The sequence below is a fragment of the Burkholderia mayonis genome (assembly GCF_001523745.2).
Classification (GTDB): Bacteria; Pseudomonadota; Gammaproteobacteria; order Burkholderiales; family Burkholderiaceae; genus Burkholderia; species Burkholderia mayonis.
Genome location: NZ_CP013386.1, coordinates 807,700 through 827,690 on the forward strand (window position 1 = coordinate 807,700; position 19,991 = coordinate 827,690).

Consider the following 19,991-nt stretch of genomic DNA (forward strand, 5'->3'; position numbering starts at 1 on the left):
CTGCTACCGTGCTGTATTAACCAGGCTGCTTACCGTGAAGATCGACGACGTCAATATGTTGAGGAATTTTTGCAGCTCGGCAGCGGGTGCGTTGGCCACATAGAGCACATCCTTGTCGTTGATCGGAAAGTCCTGGGCAACCAGGAAACTGCGAGGATCTTTCAGATCGAGTCGGTAGATAACGGGCACCTTGCCTTCGGCCGTACGTGGCCACGCCCCAGTTTGCCCTCCAAGGGCACTGGGATCTTCGAAGCGGAATATGAAGAGTCCTTGCGCATCTGCTCGTTGATCGTCCGGTCCGCCGATTCGTCCAAGCGCTTGCGTCAGGCTGATTCCCTTCGCTTCAAAATCAACTTCCTGATTTTTGCCGGTCGCACCGAGTGCGATGAAGCTCGACGACTGGTAGATGGCGGTTACGACGTCACCCGGCCGGAGCATGATGTTCTGACTCGGATTCCGGATGATCGAATCGAGCGGCATGGAAAAGTGTTGACCACCCCGCGTGAGCTGGATCGTTATTTTGCTTACCGCCTGCTTTACGCCGCCCGCTGCTGCCAATGTATCCAGCAGTCGTTCTCCTTTGGCGGTCAGTGGCATTCGCGTACTTTCGTTGACTTCTCCAACAACGGTTACGTTCGAGCTGGTGTTTTTTATGATTCTTACCAGCACTTGCGGCTGATGGGCTTTGCCAGTCAACCGCTGGGTGATCGCCTCCTCAATCTCGCGCGGCGTTTTGCCGGCGGCCTTTACAGACCCTGCGAAGGGCACACTGATAGTGCCCTCGGCATTTACCATCTGCTCTGGAAAAGTCGTGGCCCGGCTTGTGCCCATCTCGTCGCCCAGGTTAATCGATAACTGGCCGAACAGCGTTGCGGGCGGGGCTTCCCAAATGGATACCTGGAGTACGTCACCTGGGCCGACCAGATACTCGGCTACTGGTTGGCTGGAAAAAACCTGGGCGAAGGTCGTGTTCTTCCGTTCGCTCAACAGGCGTTGTGTGACACTTTCATTGATGTCAATGACGGGTATCGGGAGTGCCGCCTTTTGCTCAGTGATGTCCTTCTTGCTTGGCCCGGACGCCGGGAGCCAGGTTGGGGTGGTGCTGCAGCCTCCCGTCACCAAAACCAGCATCGTAACGGCAATGGCCCGCATTGACGAAGTTGTCATAATCTCAATCAGAGCGGCTTTTGAACAAATAAGCCGAAACAAGTAGACGGGAAGCCGTCTACAACAAGTTTCAAGTGCGGATACTGGGGGAACTTTTCCGTGAGATATTCGGGATCTCCTGGAAACGGCGGCACATCGAGGAACCAGTCTACCGGGTGGTCGCCGGTCTCGTAGGAAACAGGTGGAACGTTAAAGCCTTGTCGGGCAAGATGCTCCCGAAGACGTTCGAAGTCGCTCCGTCTGAAAAGCACCGTGCCCCAGTTGTCAATAGTGTCGGAATCGCTTGCAAAATTGAATTCCGTCGTGTGGACCGCGATACCTCCCGGCTTTAAGACTTTCAAAGAGTTTTCAACGAACGACAACCCGCGCTCGATAGAGCCAAGATGTTCAAACGCGCACATAGACCAGCAGAAATCAAACTGTCCGTGCAGGGAGGACGGTATGTCATTCATATCGACAAACTGAAGCGAAACGTGCTTGTCGAACACGTTGCGTGATACCAAGTCGGGTTTCCAAAGAAGGTCCAAACTGGATGCGTGCTGTGCGGTATCTTTCCAGCCAGAAGCCGCAGCCGCTTGTGGCATAAGGTCGGTAGCGACTACCTCAACGCCCTTGCTGGCGAAGAGTGAGGGAAGCGGTTCTTCGCCACACGCAAAGCCGAGCCCCTTCACGCCATGTCGCAGAAGATCGAAGGAGTGCAGTGTCGATACGACATACGCGAGTTCCCAGACCTTTCTGTGAAGAATTGGCTCGATATGTAGCTCGTGGCAGACCGTGCGAAACCAGCTTTGATCGAAGTCTTTCAGTTCCGTTGCTTTCCAGTTCCCAGGAAATGGAGATTCCTCGACACTAATCGATTTGTGCGAGGGTTCTTTCTCTAGAAGGAGTCGTGCAAGTAGATACCCATACACCTTTAAATTCCAGCGAATTGCAAGGTCATTTCGCGTTATTTCGGCGAGCGGATTTATGTTGGGTTGGCCGTTCCGTGTAATGAGCGTTATCAATTCTCTCAACTGGGTCTCATCAAGGTTCTTGTCCGTCATGAATAATAACTCTCAATCTTTAAGTTAAAAAATAAATACGAGGCGTAATTAATAAATTGCGGATTCGCTGATGAACTAACCATTTGATGTGCTGCCGCCGCCATAAATATATGGTTGCTTATGTTCAAATGGTTTCGCAACGCGGGTATGTTCTTTTATTCTCTGCCATAGAGGGCCCAGTTTCGAATGCGAGTCAATATGTTGGTTCTCGGGTTTGGTTGACCGAAGTCTGTTTCTAGAGCTGTTAAAACTCGCTCTGTAGTGATGGAGTGTAAACATATACTTTCGCGGCCCTTCGTCAGATGACAAGGTTTGTGCTCATTGCGCCAACACGGGGCACATGGGAAATCTGATTTTTTGGGGGTTACGTATTTCACACGAGGATAATAGCGGCAGAAAACGTGCCCACTAGTAGGACCAAAGATTGCCACCGTTTTGACGCCCAGCGCTGCCGATAGATGAACAAATGCTGAGTCTACAGCAACAAGCCGTTGGCACTCGGCAAGCAAGGCTACGCTTTTCCTTAAGGGAGTTAATATCTTATGAATATTGGAGGAGGCGTAACCAGAAATGGCTTCATGGTGGAAAATAAGAACGCAATGATCTCGGCTCAGGTGCTTTGCCAAGTTCTCCATATCTACCCAATTCTTGTAGCTGTCGACAGAAAAGGGCTGAATTCCTACGACGGGCAGGCCATCGGGGTTAATTTTATTCAGATACGACGTAGCCCATTTCCTTTCTTCGGCAGTAACTCGATAGAAAGGCAAAAATCCAACCGAGCGCCTGACATACGATTTTGATGCGCCCATGGCGCGTGCAAAAACTTCAATACGATTGCTCCGAACGTTCGGGTATTGTCTCGCCTCGACGCGTCCCGCCGGGCAGTCCGTAAGATTGATCCAGCGATTATATTGCGCTAAACTCACGTCGTCGCTGTTTACATCAACGATTCGTATTTCATTTAGTCCCTCGAAGATCGGGTGAAATGATTTCGGCACAGCAAAATCTATCTGTGCTTTCGGATACTTTTTTGCGAGAGCTCGAAGACCTGCAGTCATCATGAGCACGTCACCAATTCCACCCATCGCCCGCGTGATCAAAATCCTACGTTTCTGCATCGAGGCGGGGAGGGGAATGCGCCATCGTCTGCTGGCATGATCGGTCTTATGCTGAACGCTGGTCGGCTGGAATGTCGCCGACGATTTGGACGAATGAAGCAGATATAACGTACCCAAATAAACCCACCATAGCAGCTTATGAGCGCGTAGGGATCGCACCACTGGACTGGACCCGGCGAGTCTCGCGACATTGGCCAGGAGAAATGGAAGACGGTAACGTAGTGGAACTTCGTTGCGAAGGAAGGCACGAAGAGCACCTCGGTAGGTCTTAACAATTTGCGAAGTAAAACCGATTCGAAGCTGTTCATTCGAATGGAAGCTGCAAATCCCTTTCCAGAGGACGGTTTTATATTCGTCGAGGTGATTGCTCGACGCAAGGATATACATTAATTTTTGGTACAGCTTCGGTAATTCCCGGCGATTAGGCAATAGGAAAGGCCTGCGTACTAACCGTAGTGCGACCTCAGACGCCTGTTCGCGCCGGCCAGCAACGGCATCGAGATATGCGCGATGTAAGCTGATTGATTGAGCAATGCGAGGAAACTTCACCACACCCGTTCGCGATGCTATGTCGACAACAGCACTCGCTTCGGGTAAGTAATTGTGGTCGGTAAATGTGCCGGCAAGTTGATTAAGGCCTCGAAACCATTCCTCACTATGACTGATAAAACCTTGAGATAAGTATGAAATGTCGTTCAGTACATCTCTTGTGAATTCATTTGCTTTCTGAAAATCCAGTCGTAGCAAATCTGTCAAATGCTGATCAATGCAGCATGCAACGGAAAGAAAAACGTAACGGTCATGCAGCGCTTGCCTACGTTCTTGTTGATTTAACTTCAACCATGCGTGAAAAACAGGCGCATGGTGATTTTCGTAGGCTATTCCGCTTAGATCGAGCGAGATCATCGAGTCGATTGTCTCGTTCCCGTACTTACCTTCCGGCGTAATGGGCAGGCTCGCGACTACGGCTGATGTCGATGTGGTCATTGTCGTCATTGCCCTAACTCGAGAATATGATGGCTGTAGTGCTCGTATGCTTTGGATACGTCGCCGAAGCGTGTGATTGTACCCTGGTCAAGAACGGCGGCACTATTACAGTATTTCATAATGAATCCAGCATCATGAGAAACGATGATGAATGCTCGATCTTTGCGTTTTTCGAACAGTTCATAGACACATTTCTCATGGAATCTGGCATCGCCGACCGCAATAATTTCATCAATCAAGTAACAATCAAATTCGATGGCGAGCGAAAGTGCGAACGCGAGGCGCGCTTGCATGCCGCTGGAATATGTCTTGACTGGCTCGCGAAAATATTTGCCAAGCTCTGCAAATTTCTCTACAAATTCACGAATTGATTCGTGATCGATATTATAAATTCGAGAGATAAAGCGAAGATTATCGAGACCAGTCAGGCTTCCCTGAAAACCTCCTGCAAAAGCCAAGGGCCAAGATACAGCCATCTTTCGCTGAATCAAGCCGCTATCAGGAGATTCCTGGCCGCTGATCAGGCGGACAAGCGTCGATTTGCCGGCTCCGTTTTTCCCGAGTATGCCTACCTTTTCACTGCGTTCAACAGTTAAACTTATCCCATTGAGCACCGTATGGCTACCGGTCCTCGACTTATATCGCTTCGTAACGTTTCGCAACACGAGCATCTCGATGTCCATGAGTTATGTGAGCATCTTCATGCGTCGGTCGCCCATCAACAAGAGCGCAACGAGAGTCATGGAAAGGCAGCAAAGAAATGTATAAGCAACACTGAAATGAAAGTGATTCGAATATCCCCAATAGCCGGCGCGCATCATTTCAACCGCATTCGTCATCGGAAACCATAGCACTACCTTCTGAAAGGTCTGGGGCAGCCAGTCGACCATAAAGAAAGTGCCGCTCACCGCCAGCAAAAAATAACTGCCCGGATGCCACAGTCGTTCGACCAAATCGCTATGTTCGCTGAGGCAGCCAAGAATGATGCCGAGACATGCGCTAAACCAGCATAAGAAAAGCCAGCCGATGACGAGCAAAGGCAGATCGGCTGGAAAGTTCATCAAATCGATTCCAACCATCACTATGATCAAAAGCACAAACGACGCTGTAACGCCAGCCACTTCCAGCAACATCCGTGCAAAAAAAATGTCCTGGATCTTCACTGGTCTATGGTGCAGCAAACTGCGATTCGGCTCGATTGCTTTTAGCCCGCGAAACGAGCAAGTTCGCCACAAGAGCAAGCTAGAATAGCCGGTCACGACAAACGGCGTGACCGGGACACGGAAGCCGTGCAGGCTATGCGTGATGTTCCAGAGGATGACGACACCCACCGTAAAGATGATGGGCTCCAGCAACAACCAAAGAAAGCCAATATTGTGACGGCCATAACGTGTGATAATCTCACGCATTAGCAGTGCGCCGATCACGCGCGATTGAATCCTCAATGCGGACCAGATCGATTGGTGCTTGTGTTCAAAATCGTCATTCATGGTGCTCGTTGATGCCATGAATCAAGAGCGTCAAAATCCCCCAAATTATCAATGAAATAACCAGAGTGATAATGACATTGGTGAAACGATGCGGTTCGAGAGAGGCATCTGGAAAGCTTGGGCGCGAAATTCTCTCAAGATAAAGTTGCTTGCGCTGTGCTTCGTTGCGAGCCTGCTCGAGCGTGCTCATGGCGCTGGCCAGCATCTTGTCTGAAAACTCCTTGTCAAGTTCTAGGCGTCGATATTCGGATGCCTTGCTTGCCAGCGAACGGTCTGACGCTCCGGCGATGCGCGCGGATTCGGTATTGATGGCTTCAGTGAGCAACTGCGCGCGTTGCCTAAATGCCGGTAGCTGTGGACTGTCTTTTGCGAGTTTTTCCAGTAGGGCAATTTGCGCCTTGGTAGCAACCAATTCGTCCTGCAGTTTTGCGACTTGCTGGAGAGGGATGCCTGATTGTTTTTCGGGGTCTATAACGCCTTGCTTGTCCCGGTAGTGCGCCAAGGCTACTGCGGCGGCCTTCGACCTTGCTTCCGCCTTTGCAACTTCTTCGGAAGCGAACCGAATCATGTCGAGGCGAGCACGTTCGTTTAGCTTGTTGACAAGCGCTTCACTCATCTCAAGTAAGCGTTCATTTAACGCATGAGCGTCTTTGGCCGTGAAGGCACTTGTTTTTAAGGTCAAAATCGAAGAAGCCGATTCGACTTGTACGTCGACCATCTTCTGGTAATAGCGATAGAATTTTTCGTAGCTATCGTTTCGGCCGAACGGATCGAAGCGACTCACGATGTCGACAGACGATGCAGAGAAGGCGGTTTTGATATGTAGATCTCGATCTGCCGAGATGAGTGCGTCGCGAGAAAGAATGAAGTCCTGGATCGTGTAGGCGTCATCCTGTGACCGGCTGAAACCTGCCTGGTTTAGAAAAAACCCCAACGGTGATGCGCTTTGGCGGTCAGGGCTGCGAACCAAGAATTTGGCCTCGGAGACATAGATATCCGATGCTATTAGGCCGTAATAGATCGTGGAAGCTATCGTTGGAACTACAACTATGATCAGGAGCAGAGCGTTTACTCTACTGATCATGCCAAGAGTATGTTGCAGTTTGATGAAGCCTGCGCGGGACCGCTTCAGGAAGATCTGATTTTCCAAAGCTCTTTCCGGTTGTAACTGAAGACGCTGCAAGTTTAGCTAGGAATCCAACTGTTTGGGGCACTCCAGCGCCGTTCCACGAAGGCCATCCGTCTTGGGGGGGGGGCTTGGGGCTTCCATTAATCTCCAGCTACCTTGCGATCCGCGGCGTGGCGAGACGATGGGCGCAGCAGCATACTAGCCACAGGTAGGGTCGTTCAAATACCAGATCGGCGACGACCTCGAACTGTTGGGTGACAGGCTTTCAAGACGGTATGGCGCGTCACTGCATCCTGGGGGCGGTAGGCGCCGTCGTAGGGAAAGACCGTCGGAGGGTGGGGCTGTCTGACATTGCCGAGTCGGTTGGGTAGTTCGAACATGTCGACCCCGGCGCGGACAACTTTCTGCTCTGGGGGCATAGCGATCTCCTGACAGTTTCATCACGAAGGGGATAGCCGAAGCCGCAATGCGTGTCAGCGTGACAAACTGACAACTGCCGGATGATGTCGCCTAATCCGGTACACGCCAAATCAAGACCTCCCACCTATGCGCTACCGCAATCTTTTCCGTGCCGGTCCATCGGAGAGGAAAGAGCTACATCTCAAGCGACCAGTATACACATGAAAAATATATGGTCGGCAAGCTTCTCCAGGCGGACCTGGTAGTTCGCGTTGTGAATTTCATACGCTAGACCGGCTGTCGTTGATTTATACTGCCCGCGGCATGTGGTCCGCGAGCGCCGGTGGCATCTTCAAGTCTAGGAGCGCCGCTGCTGGAACAATTGTTCTCCCTCTGAAGCTTTCTTAATCTTCGTGCTCTTTCGATGAGACGCTCGTTCCTAGTGTTGCAGGGGCCCGCATCGCCATTTTTTGAGGCGCTATGCACTACGTTGCTTGACCGCCGCCACGTTGTTCGGCGCGTCAACTTTTGTGGTGGCGATTTGGCGTATTCCGGCAAAGAGCCCAAGTGGAACTACGTTGGGCCGCAAAGTGACCTCGCGCTTTGGTATGGCGATGTGCTGGGCGCTGGGGACTTTAGCGACGTGCTCATGTTCGGCGACTGCCGCGCGATTCATCGGCCTGCTCATGCCGTTGCGCAGTCGCTTGGTGTTAAGGTGCATGTATTCGAAGAAGGCTATGTGCGACCGGATTGGATTACGCTGGAGCCATTTGGCGTCAATGGCCGCTCTATGCTGCCTCTTGATCCGGAGTGGTATAGGGGGCAGCGTGAAACCAATCCTCCGGGGCAGCCAACTGGATATAGTCTTCAGACTCGAGCATGGCACGACATCCGCTATCGAATGGCTAACGCGTTCCATGCATGGCGTTTCCCGAATTACCAGAGCCATCGCCCATATAATGGCCTCATCGAATATGCCGGTCTCACCAATCGTTTTGCCCGGCTCGGCAGGTACCGGGCGGAAGCGCGTCGAGTCACTTCAGCACTCGTCACTGAGCGGCGCCCCTACTATCTATTCCCATTGCAACTGGATTCGGATAGTCAGATCATCGAGCATTCGCCGTTCTCTGGAATTCGCGAGGTCATCAGCGAGGTGTTGCATTCGTTTGCGGATCATGCGTCATCCGATGCGCTGCTTGTGGTCAAAAATCATCCGCTCGATACTGGCCTGATAGGTTTCCGCCACCAGGTCCGATCCCTTGCAGAGCGACTAGGAGTTGCGGACCGAGTACGTTATATAGAGGCCGGTCACCTGCCGACGTTACTCGAGCATGCACGCGGTGTAGTTGTCGTCAACAGCACGGTCGGTTTGTCCGCACTCCATCACGATCGACCGCTGATGACACTTGGGACGGCGGTCTATTCGATGCCTGGTATGACCTGGCAGGGAAGTCTGGACAGCTTCTGGCAACAGGCTGAAGGCCCAGACACGGCGCTGTATCAGGCGTTCATCGACTATGTGATCCGCCATACTCAGATTAACGGTGATTTCTACAGCCGCTCGGGCATCGCGATGGCGGTAGCCGGTGCGGTTCGCCGTCTTGAGGCGGCCATGTCTCCGTTTGCTGCCGGACAGACGTCCCTATCCTCCGAGCCAAGCTTTTTGCCCCAGCAACATATACTGCCTCCTCAATTGAAAGAGGCCGCTCGTGGCTAGTGAACCCGCAGGATACGTCGACCGATGACCGCGCGTTCTTCTCGCTGCATAGTGATCACCGGCGCCAGCGCGGGGCTCGGCGAAGCGCTCGCCAGGTGTTATGCCGAACGTGGTGTGGTGTTGGGGCTTGTGGGGCGGAACGCGACGCGTCTCGAAGCCTGCGCGCAGATCTGTCGCGATGCCGGGGCTGAAGTGGTCGCTGCGATCCTCGACGTGCGTGATTCCGAGAAGACGCGGAAGTGGTTATCGCGCCTCGACCAGTCACATCCAATCGATCTCTTAATCGCGAATGCCGGCGTTGCGAGTACCCTTGCATCGTCTGGCGAATGTGAAGACTTTGCACGAATAAGCGAAGTCATGGACACGAATTTCTACGGCACGATGCACACGATTTTGCCGGTTCTTGAGCGCATGCGTAGACGTGGGCGTGGCCAAGTCGCACTCGTCAGCTCGCTCGCCGCGCTGCGCGGCATGGCGATTTCTCCCGCCTATTGCGCGAGCAAGGCAGCGATCAAGGCATATGCCGATTCGGTCCGTCCGTTGCTCGCGCGCGACGGCGTCCGGCTGTCCGTGATCCTGCCGGGCTTCGTGAAGACCGCGATGAGCGACGTGTTTCCGGGCGACAAGCCGTTTCTGTGGCCCGCCGACAAGGCGGCCGCCCACATCCGCGCCAAACTCGCGGCCGGACGTGCGGAGATCGCGTTTCCGGGGCTGCTCGCGTTCGGCATGCGTTTGCTGCCGCTGCTGCCCGCTACGCTCGCGGACGCGATCCTCGGCAGACTGTCGTATCTGCCGCGCGAGGAGCGCTAGCGTGGGCGGCGGGCTCGCGCTCACCTTCTCGATCGCTGCCGCGCTGTCGTTCGCCCTCGATGCGCTCGCGATACCGCGCGCGCCGTGGCGCCGGCCGCTGCCGGCCTTCGCACTGCACGTGCTCGCATTCGCGTTCGTCGGCGGCTGCGTGCTGTTCGTCACTGCGCGCGTGCTGTTCTCGGCATTCGTCGCCGTCGCGCTCGTCGGCCTGATGGCGGTCGTCAGCAACGCGAAGCATGAATCGCTGCGCGAGCCGTTCGTGTTCACCGATCTGAGTCTCTTCAGCCAGCTGTTCTCGCATCCGCGCCTGTATCTGCCGTACCTGAGCGCGGGCAAGGTTGCCGCAATCGCGGTCGGCATCGCGCTGCTCGCGGCCGGCTATCGGGCCGAGACGCCGCTTGCGCCGCGGCCGTTCGCGGCGGCCGCCGCCGCGATCGCCGCGTGCTTCGTCTGCGGCTGCCTGCTTGCGAAGCGACTGACGCTCACGCTCGACGCGAGCGTCGACCAGCGGCGCAACGGCTTCTTCGCGACGTTCGTCGCGTATCTGCTCAACGGGCTGCGGCCGGCGACGCTGCGCGCGTTCGAGCGCGCGGCGGCGGCGAGTCCGTTCGCCGACGGCCGGGCCGCCGCGTATCCGGACGTGATCGTGATCCAGAGCGAATCGTTCTTCGATGCGCGGCGCGCGGTGAGCGGCATCGAGCCTTCGCTCTTCGCGCATTTCGATCGCGCGCGGCGCGAGTCGATGTTTTACGGCGAGCTTGCAGTGCCTGCGTGGGGCGCCAACACGATGCGCACCGAGTTCGCGATGCTGACGGGGCTCGCGTCAGAGCGCCTCGGCTATGCGCGCTTCTATCCTTACGCGTTCCTGCGCCGCGCCTGCGATTCGCTCGCCGGCTGGTTCAGGCGCGGCGGCTACGGGACGGTCGCGATCCATCCGTATTACGCGGACTTCTTCGGCCGCGACCGCGTGTTCCCGCTGATGCATTTCGAGCGCTTCCTCGACATTCGGCATTTTGTTCGTGCGCCGCGCGCCGGCCCGTACGTGGCCGACGGAGCCGTCGCCGACGCGCTGATCGCCGAGCTCGACGCGCCGCGCGCCAAGCCGCTCTTCGCGTTCGCGATGACGATGGAGAACCACGGCCCGCTGCATCTGGAGACGGTGGAGCCCGGCGAATCGCGCTCGCGCCATGCATTCGGCGACGGCGCCGAATGGCGCGATTTAACTGTTTACTTGCGTCACGTCGTAAATGCGGATGCAATGATCGGGCGACTGCTCGAGCATCTGCGCGCTCGACGGCGTGACACGGTCGTGTGCTTTTATGGCGACCATGTCCCGGCGCTACCGCATATTTTCGGTAAGCTGGGTGTCGCGCCCGAGCGCAGCGACTACTTTATCTGGCGGAATTTCGGAACCCCGGACGCCTGTCGGCGAGATGCGCGTGTCGAAGAGCTCGGTTCGATCCTGCTTCGCGCGACCGAAGCGGAAGAGACGGGCAGCCCTGCGACGAATGCATCTGAAAAAACGACACAACGATGAATGTAAAGATTGCAATTGTTGGGATGGCGTGTCGCTTTCCCGGTGGCGTGGAGAGTCCGGACGCGTTCTGGAGGCTGCTGTGCGACGAGCGTGACGCGGTCACCGAGGTGCCTGCGGGGCGATTCGGTACGGACTTCTATCGACATCCGTCGAAGCGCGAACCGGGTAAAAGCTACACGTTTGCCGCAGGCGTCCTGGACAATGTTGCCGGTTTCGACGCGGCGTTCTTCGGCATTTCGCCGCGCGAGGCGACACAGATGGATCCGCAGCAGCGCCTGCTGCTCGAACTCGCGTGGGAAGCGTTCGAGGATGCCGGCGTGCGTCCCGCCGACATGCGCGGGCGCAATTGCGGCGTGTACGTCGGCGTCGCGAGCCCGGACTACGGCAATCGCAGCATGGACGACCTGAATTCGGTCGATCCGTATTCGGCGACTGGCAATACGCTTAGCATCGCGTCGAATCGCGTGTCCTATTTGTTCGATCTGCGCGGGCCGAGCATGTCGGTCGACACCGCGTGCTCGTCGTCGCTCGTCGCGTTGCACCAGGCGATCCAGGCGCTGCAATCGGGCGACGCCGAGCTTGCGCTCGCGGGCGGCGTGAATCTGCTCGCGCATCCGTTCGGCTTCGTCAGTTTCTCGAAGGCGTCGATGCTGTCGCCGCGCGGCCGCTGCCGCGCGTTCGACGCGACGGGCGACGGCTACGTGCGCGCCGAAGGCGGCGCGTTCGTGCTGCTGAAGCCGCTCGAGCGCGCGCTTGCCGACGGCGACACGATCCACGCGATCATTGCGGGCTCCGGCGTGAATTCGGACGGCTACTCGCCAGGCGGCATCAGCGTGCCGGGCGCCGCGACGCAGGCCGCGCTGCTGCGCGATGTGTACGGGCGCGCGGGCGTCGATCCACGTTCGCTCGTCTATCTCGAAGCGCACGGCACCGGCACCGCGGTCGGCGATCCGATCGAGGCGCGCGCACTGATCGAAGTCGCGGGCGCGCAGCGCCCGGCGCACGATCCGCTCCTGATCGGCTCGGTGAAGACCAACATCGGCCATCTCGAAACCGCGTCCGGGATGGCGGGCCTCGTCAAGGCCGTGTGCTGCCTCAAGCACCGCGCGGTTCCGCGCTCGCTGCATTTCGAGACGCCGAATCCCAATATCGATTTCGCGGGCGGGCGGCTGCGCGTCGTCGATCGCTACACGCCGCTCGACGAACGCGACGCGCCGCTCACAATCGGCGTCAACTCGTTCGGCTTCGGCGGCACGAATGCGCACGTCGTGCTGATGGAAGCGCCCGCAGCCGCAGCGGACGAAGGGCCGGGTGACGCGACGAGGCAGAACGCGCCGGATGTCGACGTGGTCCCGCCGCCGCTCGTCTTGACGGCGCGTGCGCCGCAGGCGCTCGCCACGCTGGCCGCGCGCTATCTGCAGCGCCTCGACGACGGCTGCGCGTGGCACGCGCTCGCCGCCAACGCGGTGCGGCGCAGACAATGGTTCGAAGCGCGCGCGGTCGTCGCGCCTGCGACCGTTGCAGACGGCCGCGCGGCGCTCGCCGCGCTCGCGCAGCCGGGCGGGGCGTCGGTGCCCGCGTGCGTCGCGCAGGCGCATGCGTCTGAGCACGAGGCGCGCGTCGCGCTCCTGTTTTCCGGCAACGGCTCGCAGTGGGCGGGGATGGGCCGGGACCTGTACGCGGAAGACGTGGTGTTCCGCGCCGCGCTCGCCGAAGTCGACGCGCTTTGGTGTGCAGACGGCAGCACGTCGCTCGTCGACGTGATGTGCGCGGGCGCGAGCGCCGAATGGCTCGCCGCGACCGAGCACGCGCAGCCGCTCCTGTTCGCGATTCAAGTGGGGATCGTGCGCGTGCTCGACGCGCACGGCGTGCGCTTCGACGCGGTCGCCGGCCATAGCGTCGGCGAGATCGCCGCCGCATGGGCGACGGATGCGCTGTCGCTCGCCGACGCGGTGCGGGTCATCAAGATCCGCAGCCGCGCGCAGGCGCTGACCCGCGGCAGCGGACGCATGGCCGCGGCGGGCGTCGGCGAGGACGCCGCGCGTGCGCTGATCTCGCAGTTGTCGCTCGCGTCGAGCGTCGAGATCGCCGGCGTGAACAGTCCGCAGTCGGTGACGCTCGCGGGTTCGCTCGACGGATTGCAGGCGATCGAGGCATCGCTGCGCGCGAACGGTCAGTTCTTCCAGTTGCTCGATCTCGATTACGCGTTCCACAGCAAGCAGATGGAGCGGATCGAGCCGGTCGTGCTCGAAAAGCTCGCGGGCGTTGCGCCGCGCGCGGGCACGGGCGGCTTCGTATCGACCGTCACGGGCGAGCGTTTTCCGGGCGATGCGCTCGGCGCGCGCTACTGGTGGCGCAACATTCGCGAGCCGGTGCGTTTCGGCGATGCGATCGCGCACCTCGCGGCGGACGGCATTCGTTTGTTCATCGAAGTATCGCCGCATTCGATCCTGCGCACGTACGTGAAGCAGACGCTGACCGCGCTCAAGCTGTCCGGCACGACGCTGCCGACGCTCAAGCGCCAGCAGGACGGCGCGCAGATGCTGCGCCACGCGATCGCCTCGGCGGTCGCGCACGGCGCGCGGATCGATCCCGACCGCTTCGCGCCCGACGCGCCGCGCGTCGCGCTGCCGACCTATCCGTGGCAGCGCGAGCGCTACTGGCTCGATCCGAGCCCCGAAGGCTACGGCCTCGTCAATCGCCGCCGCGCGCATCCGCTCCTGGGCTACCGGCTGCGCGAGCATGCGTTCGCGTGGGAGAACCAGCTCGATCCCGTGCACGTGCCGATGCTCGCCGATCACGTCGTCGACGGCGGCGTCACGTTTCCCGGCGCGGGCTATGTCGAGATGGCGCTCGCGGCCGCGTGCGCGTTCTTCGGCACGTCGGACTGCGCGCTCGAGAATCTCGAGATCCGCGTGCCCGTCGTGTTCCAGGGGCAGCAGGCGAAGCTGTTTCGTTTCACGATCGAGCCGCGCACCGCGTCGTTCAAGATCGAGACGCGCGACCGGATGTGCGACGCGCCGTGGATCGAGAACGTCGTCGGCCGGCTGCTCGAGAGCGGCAACACGCTGAATGCGTCGAGCGCCGTGTCGCCCGAGGCGCTCGCGCATCTCTTCGCCCAGCCCGCGTCGAGCGCCGACGCGCTGTACGACGGCGCGGCCGCGCTCGGCCTCGCATACGGCCCGGCGTTCCGCTGGGTGCGCGCGCTGAGGATGACGGGCGGCGCGGCGCTCGCCGACGTCGCCGCGCCGCAGGCCTGCGGCGACGCCGCCGAGCTCGCCGCCTACCTGCTGCATCCGGCGCTGATGGACAGCGGCTTTCATCCGCTCTTCGCGCTGCTCGCGCAAAGCGGCGGCCACGACGCGCGCGCGCCGCACGCGGCATACGTGCCGGTCCAGCTCGGGCGCATCGATTTCTTGCGCGGCGACGTCGTCGCGCGCGTGCTCGCGCGAATCGAACGGCGCAATCCGCACTCGATCGTCGCGTCGTTCGACTTCCTCGACGCGAGCGGCGCGATCGTCGCGCGTCTTGCCGCGTGCCGGTTCCGGCGCGTCGACCTCGTCGGCCGCCGGCTGAATCCGCCCGCGCGCTTCGTCTATGCGCTCGACGCGAAGCCGCTGCCGTCGTCGTTCGACGCGAGCGCGCTGCCCGCGCCCGGGCGGCTCGTCGAGAGCGCGATCGCGACGCTCGCGTCGCGCGAAGACTTCGCGCGGCGCACGTGCCACCTGACCGAGATGCTGCCGCTCTTCGACGTGCTCGCAAGCGCGTATGCGCTGCGCGCGCTCGATGCGATCGACGTGTTCCGGCAGCCCGTGCCGCCTGCGGACGAGCGCGCGGGGCTCGTCGCGCGCCTTGCCGCGATGCTCGTCGAGGACGGGCTCGCGCAATGGGCCGGCACGCGTCTCGTGCGCAACGATACGGCGTGCGCGGCGATGCCCGCGCTCGACGAACTATGGCGCGGTCTGCTCGCCGAGTCGCCCGCGCACGTCGCGGAGCTGACGCTGCTCGCGCACTGCGGCGCGGTGCTGCCCGCGGTGCTGCGCGGCGAGACGGCGGCCGCGCAGGCGCTGTCGCCGACGGGCGGCAGTCTCGTCGACCATTTCCACGAAGCGTCGCCGACATGGGGCCACGCGCATGCGCTGATCGCAGCCTGCGTAGAGCAGGCGCTCGCCGCCTGGCGCGAACCGCGCCGGCTGCGCGTGCTCGAGATCGGCGCGCCCGGCCGCGACGTGCTGCAGCCGCTCGGTGTCGCGCCGTCCGCCGCGCGCTGCGACTACACGATCGCAGGCACGCCGCAGCAGCTCGCCGGCTTCGACGCCGCCGCGCATCCGTCGATGCAGACAGTCGCGTTGCTGACGGGCGAAGGCGCGGCGATCGTCACCGACGACCACACGCCTTACGACATCGTGCTGATCGATCGCGCGCTCGCTGCGCAGCACGATCCGCTCGCATTCCTGAGCGTCGTGTTCGAGCGCCTCGCGCCGGGCGGCCTCGCCGTGCTCGCGGAGACGCGCGGCGGCCGCTTCGCCGACATCGTGTTCGCGCTCGCTGCAAGCGGCGCGAGCGCGTCGCTTGCAGCGCCGCTCGCGCCGGCCGAGATCCAGTCGCTGCTTTCGCACGCGGGTTTCCGCGATGTCGCGCGCCACCTCGAGCAATCGCTCGATCTCGAAGGCGCGCCGACGTTCGTCGTCGCGCGCAAGCCGGCCGCGAAGGCGGGCGACGCGCGCGAGGCGCTCGACGGCGGCGTATGGGACAGCCTCGACACCGCCGCGTATGCGGAGCGGTGGCTCGTCGCGACGGGCGGCGACGGCGACGCGGGCGCGGCGCTCGCCGGCGCGCTCGCGCGCACCGGCTGCTATGCGGAGGCCATGTCGCTGCACCGGATGACCGAGATTGTCGCGGTCGCGTCGCCCGCGCAGCCGCATCATCTGGTGTTCGTCGCGCCCGATGCGGCGCTCGGCGCCGACGCCGACGGCGCTGCGATGATGCACGCACAGCGGACGGGCGTCGTCGCGCTCGCACGGCTCGTGCGCGAGCTCGGCGTCGTCGATGCGACGGCGAGCGTGCGGCTGTCTGTCGTCACGCGCGGCAGCGCGCCGTTCGCGCTCGATGCGCCGCTCGATCCGACGCAGGCGGGCCTCTGGGGGCTCGGCCGCGTGCTCGCGAACGAGCATCCCGAATTGTCGTGCCGGCTGATCGACGTGCATCCCGATTGCGGCGCCGCGCTCGATGCGCTCGTGCGCGAGCTGCTCGCGCACGACGCGGAAGAAGAGGTGCTCCTCACGCCGCGCGGACGCTTCGTGCCGCGGATGCTGAGCGCCGCGCAGATCGACGCGCGCGCGGCCGACGCGATCGGCGAGCGGCCGCCCGCGGTGCTCGCGTTCGACGCGCCGGGCTCGCTGCGCAATCTCGAGTGGTTCCCGCTGCGGGCGGGCGAGCTCGAGCCGGACGAAGTCGAGATCGAGCCCGTGGCGACGGGCCTCAACTTCCGCGACGTGATGTACGCAATGGGACTCTTGTCAGACGAGGCGGTCGAGGCGGGCTTCGCCGGCGCGACGATCGGCATGGAGCTCGCGGGGCGCGTCGTGCGCGTCGGCCGCGACGTCGACGGCTTCGCGGCCGGCGACGCGGTGCTCGGCTTCGCGCCCGCGTCGTTCGCGACGCGCGCGAGGACGCGCGCGGCCGCGATCGCGCACAAGCCGTCGCGGCTGTCGTTCGAAGAAGCGGCGACGATTCCGACGACGTTCTTCACCGCATACTACGCACTCGCCGAGCTCGCGCGGCTGCGCCGTGGCGAGCGGGTGCTCGTGCACGGCGCGGCGGGCGGCGTCGGCATCGCGGCGATCCAGCTCGCGCGCCACTTCGGCGCGGAAGTGTTCGCGACGGCGGGCAGCGACGAGAAGCGCGAGTTCGTGCGGCTCATCGGCGCCGATCACGTGCTCGATTCGCGCAGCCTGTCGTTCGCGGACGAGATTCGCGCATCGACGGGCGGCGAGGGCGTCGACGTCGTGCTCAATTCGCTCGCGGGCGAGGCGATGGTTCGCAGCATCGACACGCTGCGACCATTCGGCCGCTTCCTCGAGCTCGGCAAGCGCGACTTCTACGAGAACAGCTACATCGGCCTGCGTCCGTTCCGCAACAACATCAGCTACTTCGGCATCGACGCCGATCAACTGATGGGCGCGCGGCCCGATTTGACCCAGCGCCTGTTCGGCGACGTGATCGCGCGCTTCGCCGAAGGCGCGCTGCATCCGCTGCCGTATCGCGCGTTCCCGGCCGCGCGCGTCGAGGACGCGTTTCGCTACATGCAGCAGGCGCGGCAGATCGGCAAGGTGCTCGTCACGTATCCGGCGGGCACGCCCGCGCCGACGCGCGGCACGGCTTCCACGCACGCCCTCTCGCTGCGGCTCGATCCGCACGCCGCGTATCTCGTCGTCGGCGGCACGGGCGGTCTCGGCTTCGCGAGCGCGCGCTGGATGGTGTCGCGCGGCGCGCGGCATCTGACGCTCGCAAGCCGCGGCGGCGCGCTCGCCGAACCGTTGCGCGAAGAAGTCGGGCGCTGGCGTGACGAATTCGGCGTGCGGACGCACGTCGTCGCGTGCGACGTGACCGATGCGGCGGCGCTGACCCGCGCGATCGGCGAGATCGGCGCGCGGGGCGCGCCGTTGAAGGGCGTGCTGCATTCGGCGATGCACATCGACGACAGCCTCGTGCGCAATCTCGACGACGAACGCTTCGCCGCGGTGCTCGCACCGAAGGTTGCGGGCGCGTGGAACCTGCATCGCGCGACGCGCGAGTGCGCGCTCGACTTCTTCATCGTCTATTCGTCGGCGACGACCTATCTCGGCAATCCGGGGCAGGCGAGCTACGTTGCCGCGAACAGCTTCGTCGAGGCGCTCGTCGAACAGCGCCGCGCGGCGGGCCTCGCGGGCACGGTCATGGCGTGGGGGCCGCTCGAGGATGTCGGTTTTCTCGCACGCAACGCCGAGACGCGCGAGGCGCTGCAGGCGCGGATCGGCGGCGTGTCGATCACGTCCGATGAGGCGCTCGCCGCGCTCGAGCGCGTGCTGCTCGCGGGCGACGCGGGCGAGGCCGTCGTGCGGCTCGACTGGCACGCGGTGTCGCGCGGGATGCCCGCCGCCGGCGCGCGCCGTTATGCGCTCTTGCGCGCGCGCGGCGCGAGCGAGCCCGCGCGCGACGGCGGCACGCGGCTGCGCGCGCAAGTGGCTGCACTGCCGCGCGACGAGGCGGTCGGCGTCGTCGAAGACAATCTGCGCGCGCAGATCGCGCACATCCTGCATCTGTCGACCGAGCGGATCGAGCTCGACAAGTCGGTGCTCGAGATGGGCATGGATTCGCTGATGGGGATGGAGCTCGGGATGGCGGTCGAAGAGACGTTCGAGGTCAAGCTGTCGGTGATGTCGATCGCGGACGGTGCGACCGTGCATTCGCTCGCCGGGCGGATCGCCGACATGATCTCGGGCGCGGCGGCCGGCCCGTCGGGCTCGGGCGATGGCGACGACGCGCGGCTCGCCGCGATCGCCGCGCAGCATGCGCTCGACTGCGACGCGCGCAAGGTACTGAAAGTCGGGGACGACGGGCCCGCCGCCGCCGCGGCAGGCGCGCCGAAGACGCTGGTGACCGCATGAGCGCGCCGGACGGCTGGCAGGCGCGCGAAGGCACGCTCGCGCGCGAGCTTGCGCTGTCGGGCCACGGGCTGCACACCGGGCGGCGCGTGCGCGTGCGGATCCTGCCTGCCGACGGACGCGCGTGTGCGCACGGCGTCGTGTTCCGGCGAATGCAGGACGGCCGCGCGCTCGCGACACTCGCAGCCGACCCCGCGCTGCGCCGCGCGCAGCCGCTTTGCACGATGCTGCGCAACGCGGACGGCGTCGGCGTGCGCACGGTCGAGCATTTGCTCGCGTCGCTGCTCGCTTGCGAGATCGATCACGCGACCGTCGAACTCGATGCGGAGGAGGTGCCGATCCTCGATGGCAGCGCGCAGCCGTGGGTCGACGCGCTGCGCAGATGCGGACGTGCGGCGCTGCCGGCGCCGAAGCGCTTCATTCGCGTGCTGCAGCCCGTCGTCGCAGCGGAAGGCGACGGCGCCGCACGCCGTGAAATGCGCATCGAGCCCGCCGCGCACTATGAGCTCAGCGTGCGCAACGACCTGAAAGGCTTCGGCGACATGCACTGGAGCGGCGTGCTGACGCCCGACGTGTTCGCCGCCGAGATCGCGCCGTCGCGCTCGTACGGGCGCGTCAAATGGGCGATCCCCGCGATCGTCGGCGGCTATCTGCGCGGCGTGCCGATCCTGCGCGGCGCGCGACCGTCGTGCACGGCGTCGATCGTCGGCTCGCGCGTCGTCGGCGGTTTGCGGCAGCCGGACGAGTTCGTCCGCCATCGCGTGCTCGACCTGATCGGCGACCTCGCGCTTGCCGGCGCGCCGCTGCTCGGCCGCGTGTCGGCGTTCAGGCCGAGCCATGAGATGAACTTCCGGCTCGTCGAGAAACTGCTGTCGACGAAGGGCGCGTGGGAATGGGCCGAGTTCGTCGCGTAATATGTGGTCTCCATTGACGAAACAGGCGAACGGT

At 62.0% G+C, this 19,991-nt stretch carries 11 protein-coding genes; 5 read left to right on the forward strand and 6 right to left on the reverse strand.

The features are described from left to right. Positions 1-3: 3 nt before the first annotated feature. From WS70_RS04095 to WS70_RS04120, 6 genes are all read right to left on the reverse strand, one after another. Positions 4-1,152, reverse strand: a complete 1,149-nt coding sequence (locus WS70_RS04095; RefSeq protein ID WP_059470856.1) for a polysaccharide biosynthesis/export family protein — start codon at positions 1,150-1,152, stop codon at positions 4-6. Between the two features lie 23 nt (positions 1,153-1,175). After that, positions 1,176-2,210, reverse strand: coding sequence for a methyltransferase domain-containing protein (locus WS70_RS04100; RefSeq protein ID WP_082722119.1), 1,035 nt, complete (start codon positions 2,208-2,210; stop codon positions 1,176-1,178). Between the two features lie 155 nt (positions 2,211-2,365). After that, a complete protein-coding gene (locus WS70_RS04105) occupies positions 2,366-4,324 on the reverse strand; it encodes a glycosyltransferase family 9 protein (RefSeq protein WP_082722120.1) in 1,959 nt (652 codons plus the stop codon). After that, positions 4,321-4,986, reverse strand: coding sequence for an ABC transporter ATP-binding protein (locus tag WS70_RS04110; RefSeq protein WP_066577139.1), 666 nt, complete (start codon positions 4,984-4,986; stop codon positions 4,321-4,323). Before WS70_RS04110 ends, WS70_RS04105 begins: the two co-directional genes overlap by 4 nt. Positions 4,987-5,001: 15 nt before the next feature. After that, positions 5,002-5,805: an ABC transporter permease gene (locus tag WS70_RS04115; RefSeq protein ID WP_059470859.1), complete on the reverse strand. Its 804-nt coding sequence runs from the start codon at positions 5,803-5,805 to the stop codon at positions 5,002-5,004. Continuing rightward, a complete protein-coding gene (locus tag WS70_RS04120) occupies positions 5,798-6,955 on the reverse strand; it encodes a KpsE/RkpR family capsule polysaccharide export protein (RefSeq protein WP_226382807.1) in 1,158 nt (385 codons plus the stop codon). The genes WS70_RS04115 and WS70_RS04120 overlap by 8 nt, the downstream gene beginning before the upstream one ends. 802 nt (positions 6,956-7,757) lie before the next feature. On the opposite strand from WS70_RS04120, the gene WS70_RS04125 reads away from it, so the two are divergent. The 5 genes from WS70_RS04125 to WS70_RS04145 are packed head-to-tail and all read left to right on the forward strand — an operon-like array spanning position 7,758 to position 19,957. Next, entirely contained in the window at positions 7,758-9,050 is a 1,293-nt protein-coding gene (locus tag WS70_RS04125) for a capsule biosynthesis protein (RefSeq protein WP_082716115.1), read from the forward strand. 24 nt (positions 9,051-9,074) lie between these two features. Further along, positions 9,075-9,860 carry an SDR family NAD(P)-dependent oxidoreductase gene (locus WS70_RS04130; RefSeq protein ID WP_059596373.1) on the forward strand — a complete coding sequence of 262 codons (786 nt, stop codon included), beginning with the start codon at positions 9,075-9,077 and terminating at the stop codon, positions 9,858-9,860. A 1-nt stretch (position 9,861) separates the two neighbouring features. Further along, a complete protein-coding gene (locus WS70_RS04135; protein ID WP_059596374.1) occupies positions 9,862-11,397 on the forward strand; it encodes an LTA synthase family protein in 1,536 nt (511 codons plus the stop codon). Beyond that, entirely contained in the window at positions 11,394-19,046 is a 7,653-nt protein-coding gene (locus WS70_RS04140) for a type I polyketide synthase (protein WP_059596375.1), read from the forward strand. The genes WS70_RS04135 and WS70_RS04140 overlap by 4 nt, the downstream gene beginning before the upstream one ends. After that, complete coding sequence (locus WS70_RS04145; protein WP_059596376.1) at positions 19,043-19,957, forward strand: UDP-3-O-acyl N-acetylglycosamine deacetylase; 915 nt, start codon at positions 19,043-19,045, stop codon at positions 19,955-19,957. Before WS70_RS04140 ends, WS70_RS04145 begins: the two co-directional genes overlap by 4 nt. The last annotated feature ends 34 nt before the right edge of the window (positions 19,958-19,991 follow it).

What these genes read in the sequence shown, in the direction of transcription:
- WS70_RS04140 (WP_059596375.1), top strand. Translation starts at nt 11,394, where the DNA reads ATGAATGTAAAGATTGCAATTGTTGGGATGGCGTGTCGCTTTCCCGGT.
- WS70_RS04125 (WP_082716115.1), top strand. Translation starts at nt 7,758, where the DNA reads ATGAGACGCTCGTTCCTAGTGTTGCAGGGGCCCGCATCGCCATTTTTT.
- WS70_RS04105 (WP_082722120.1), bottom strand. Translation starts at nt 4,324, where the DNA reads ATGACGACAATGACCACATCGACATCAGCCGTAGTCGCGAGCCTGCCC.
- WS70_RS04145 (WP_059596376.1), top strand. Translation starts at nt 19,043, where the DNA reads ATGAGCGCGCCGGACGGCTGGCAGGCGCGCGAAGGCACGCTCGCGCGC.
- WS70_RS04100 (WP_082722119.1), bottom strand. Translation starts at nt 2,210, where the DNA reads ATGACGGACAAGAACCTTGATGAGACCCAGTTGAGAGAATTGATAACG.
- WS70_RS04110 (WP_066577139.1), bottom strand. Translation starts at nt 4,986, where the DNA reads ATGCTCGTGTTGCGAAACGTTACGAAGCGATATAAGTCGAGGACCGGT.
- WS70_RS04095 (WP_059470856.1), bottom strand. Translation starts at nt 1,152, where the DNA reads ATGCGGGCCATTGCCGTTACGATGCTGGTTTTGGTGACGGGAGGCTGC.
- WS70_RS04130 (WP_059596373.1), top strand. Translation starts at nt 9,075, where the DNA reads ATGACCGCGCGTTCTTCTCGCTGCATAGTGATCACCGGCGCCAGCGCG.
- WS70_RS04115 (WP_059470859.1), bottom strand. Translation starts at nt 5,805, where the DNA reads ATGAATGACGATTTTGAACACAAGCACCAATCGATCTGGTCCGCATTG.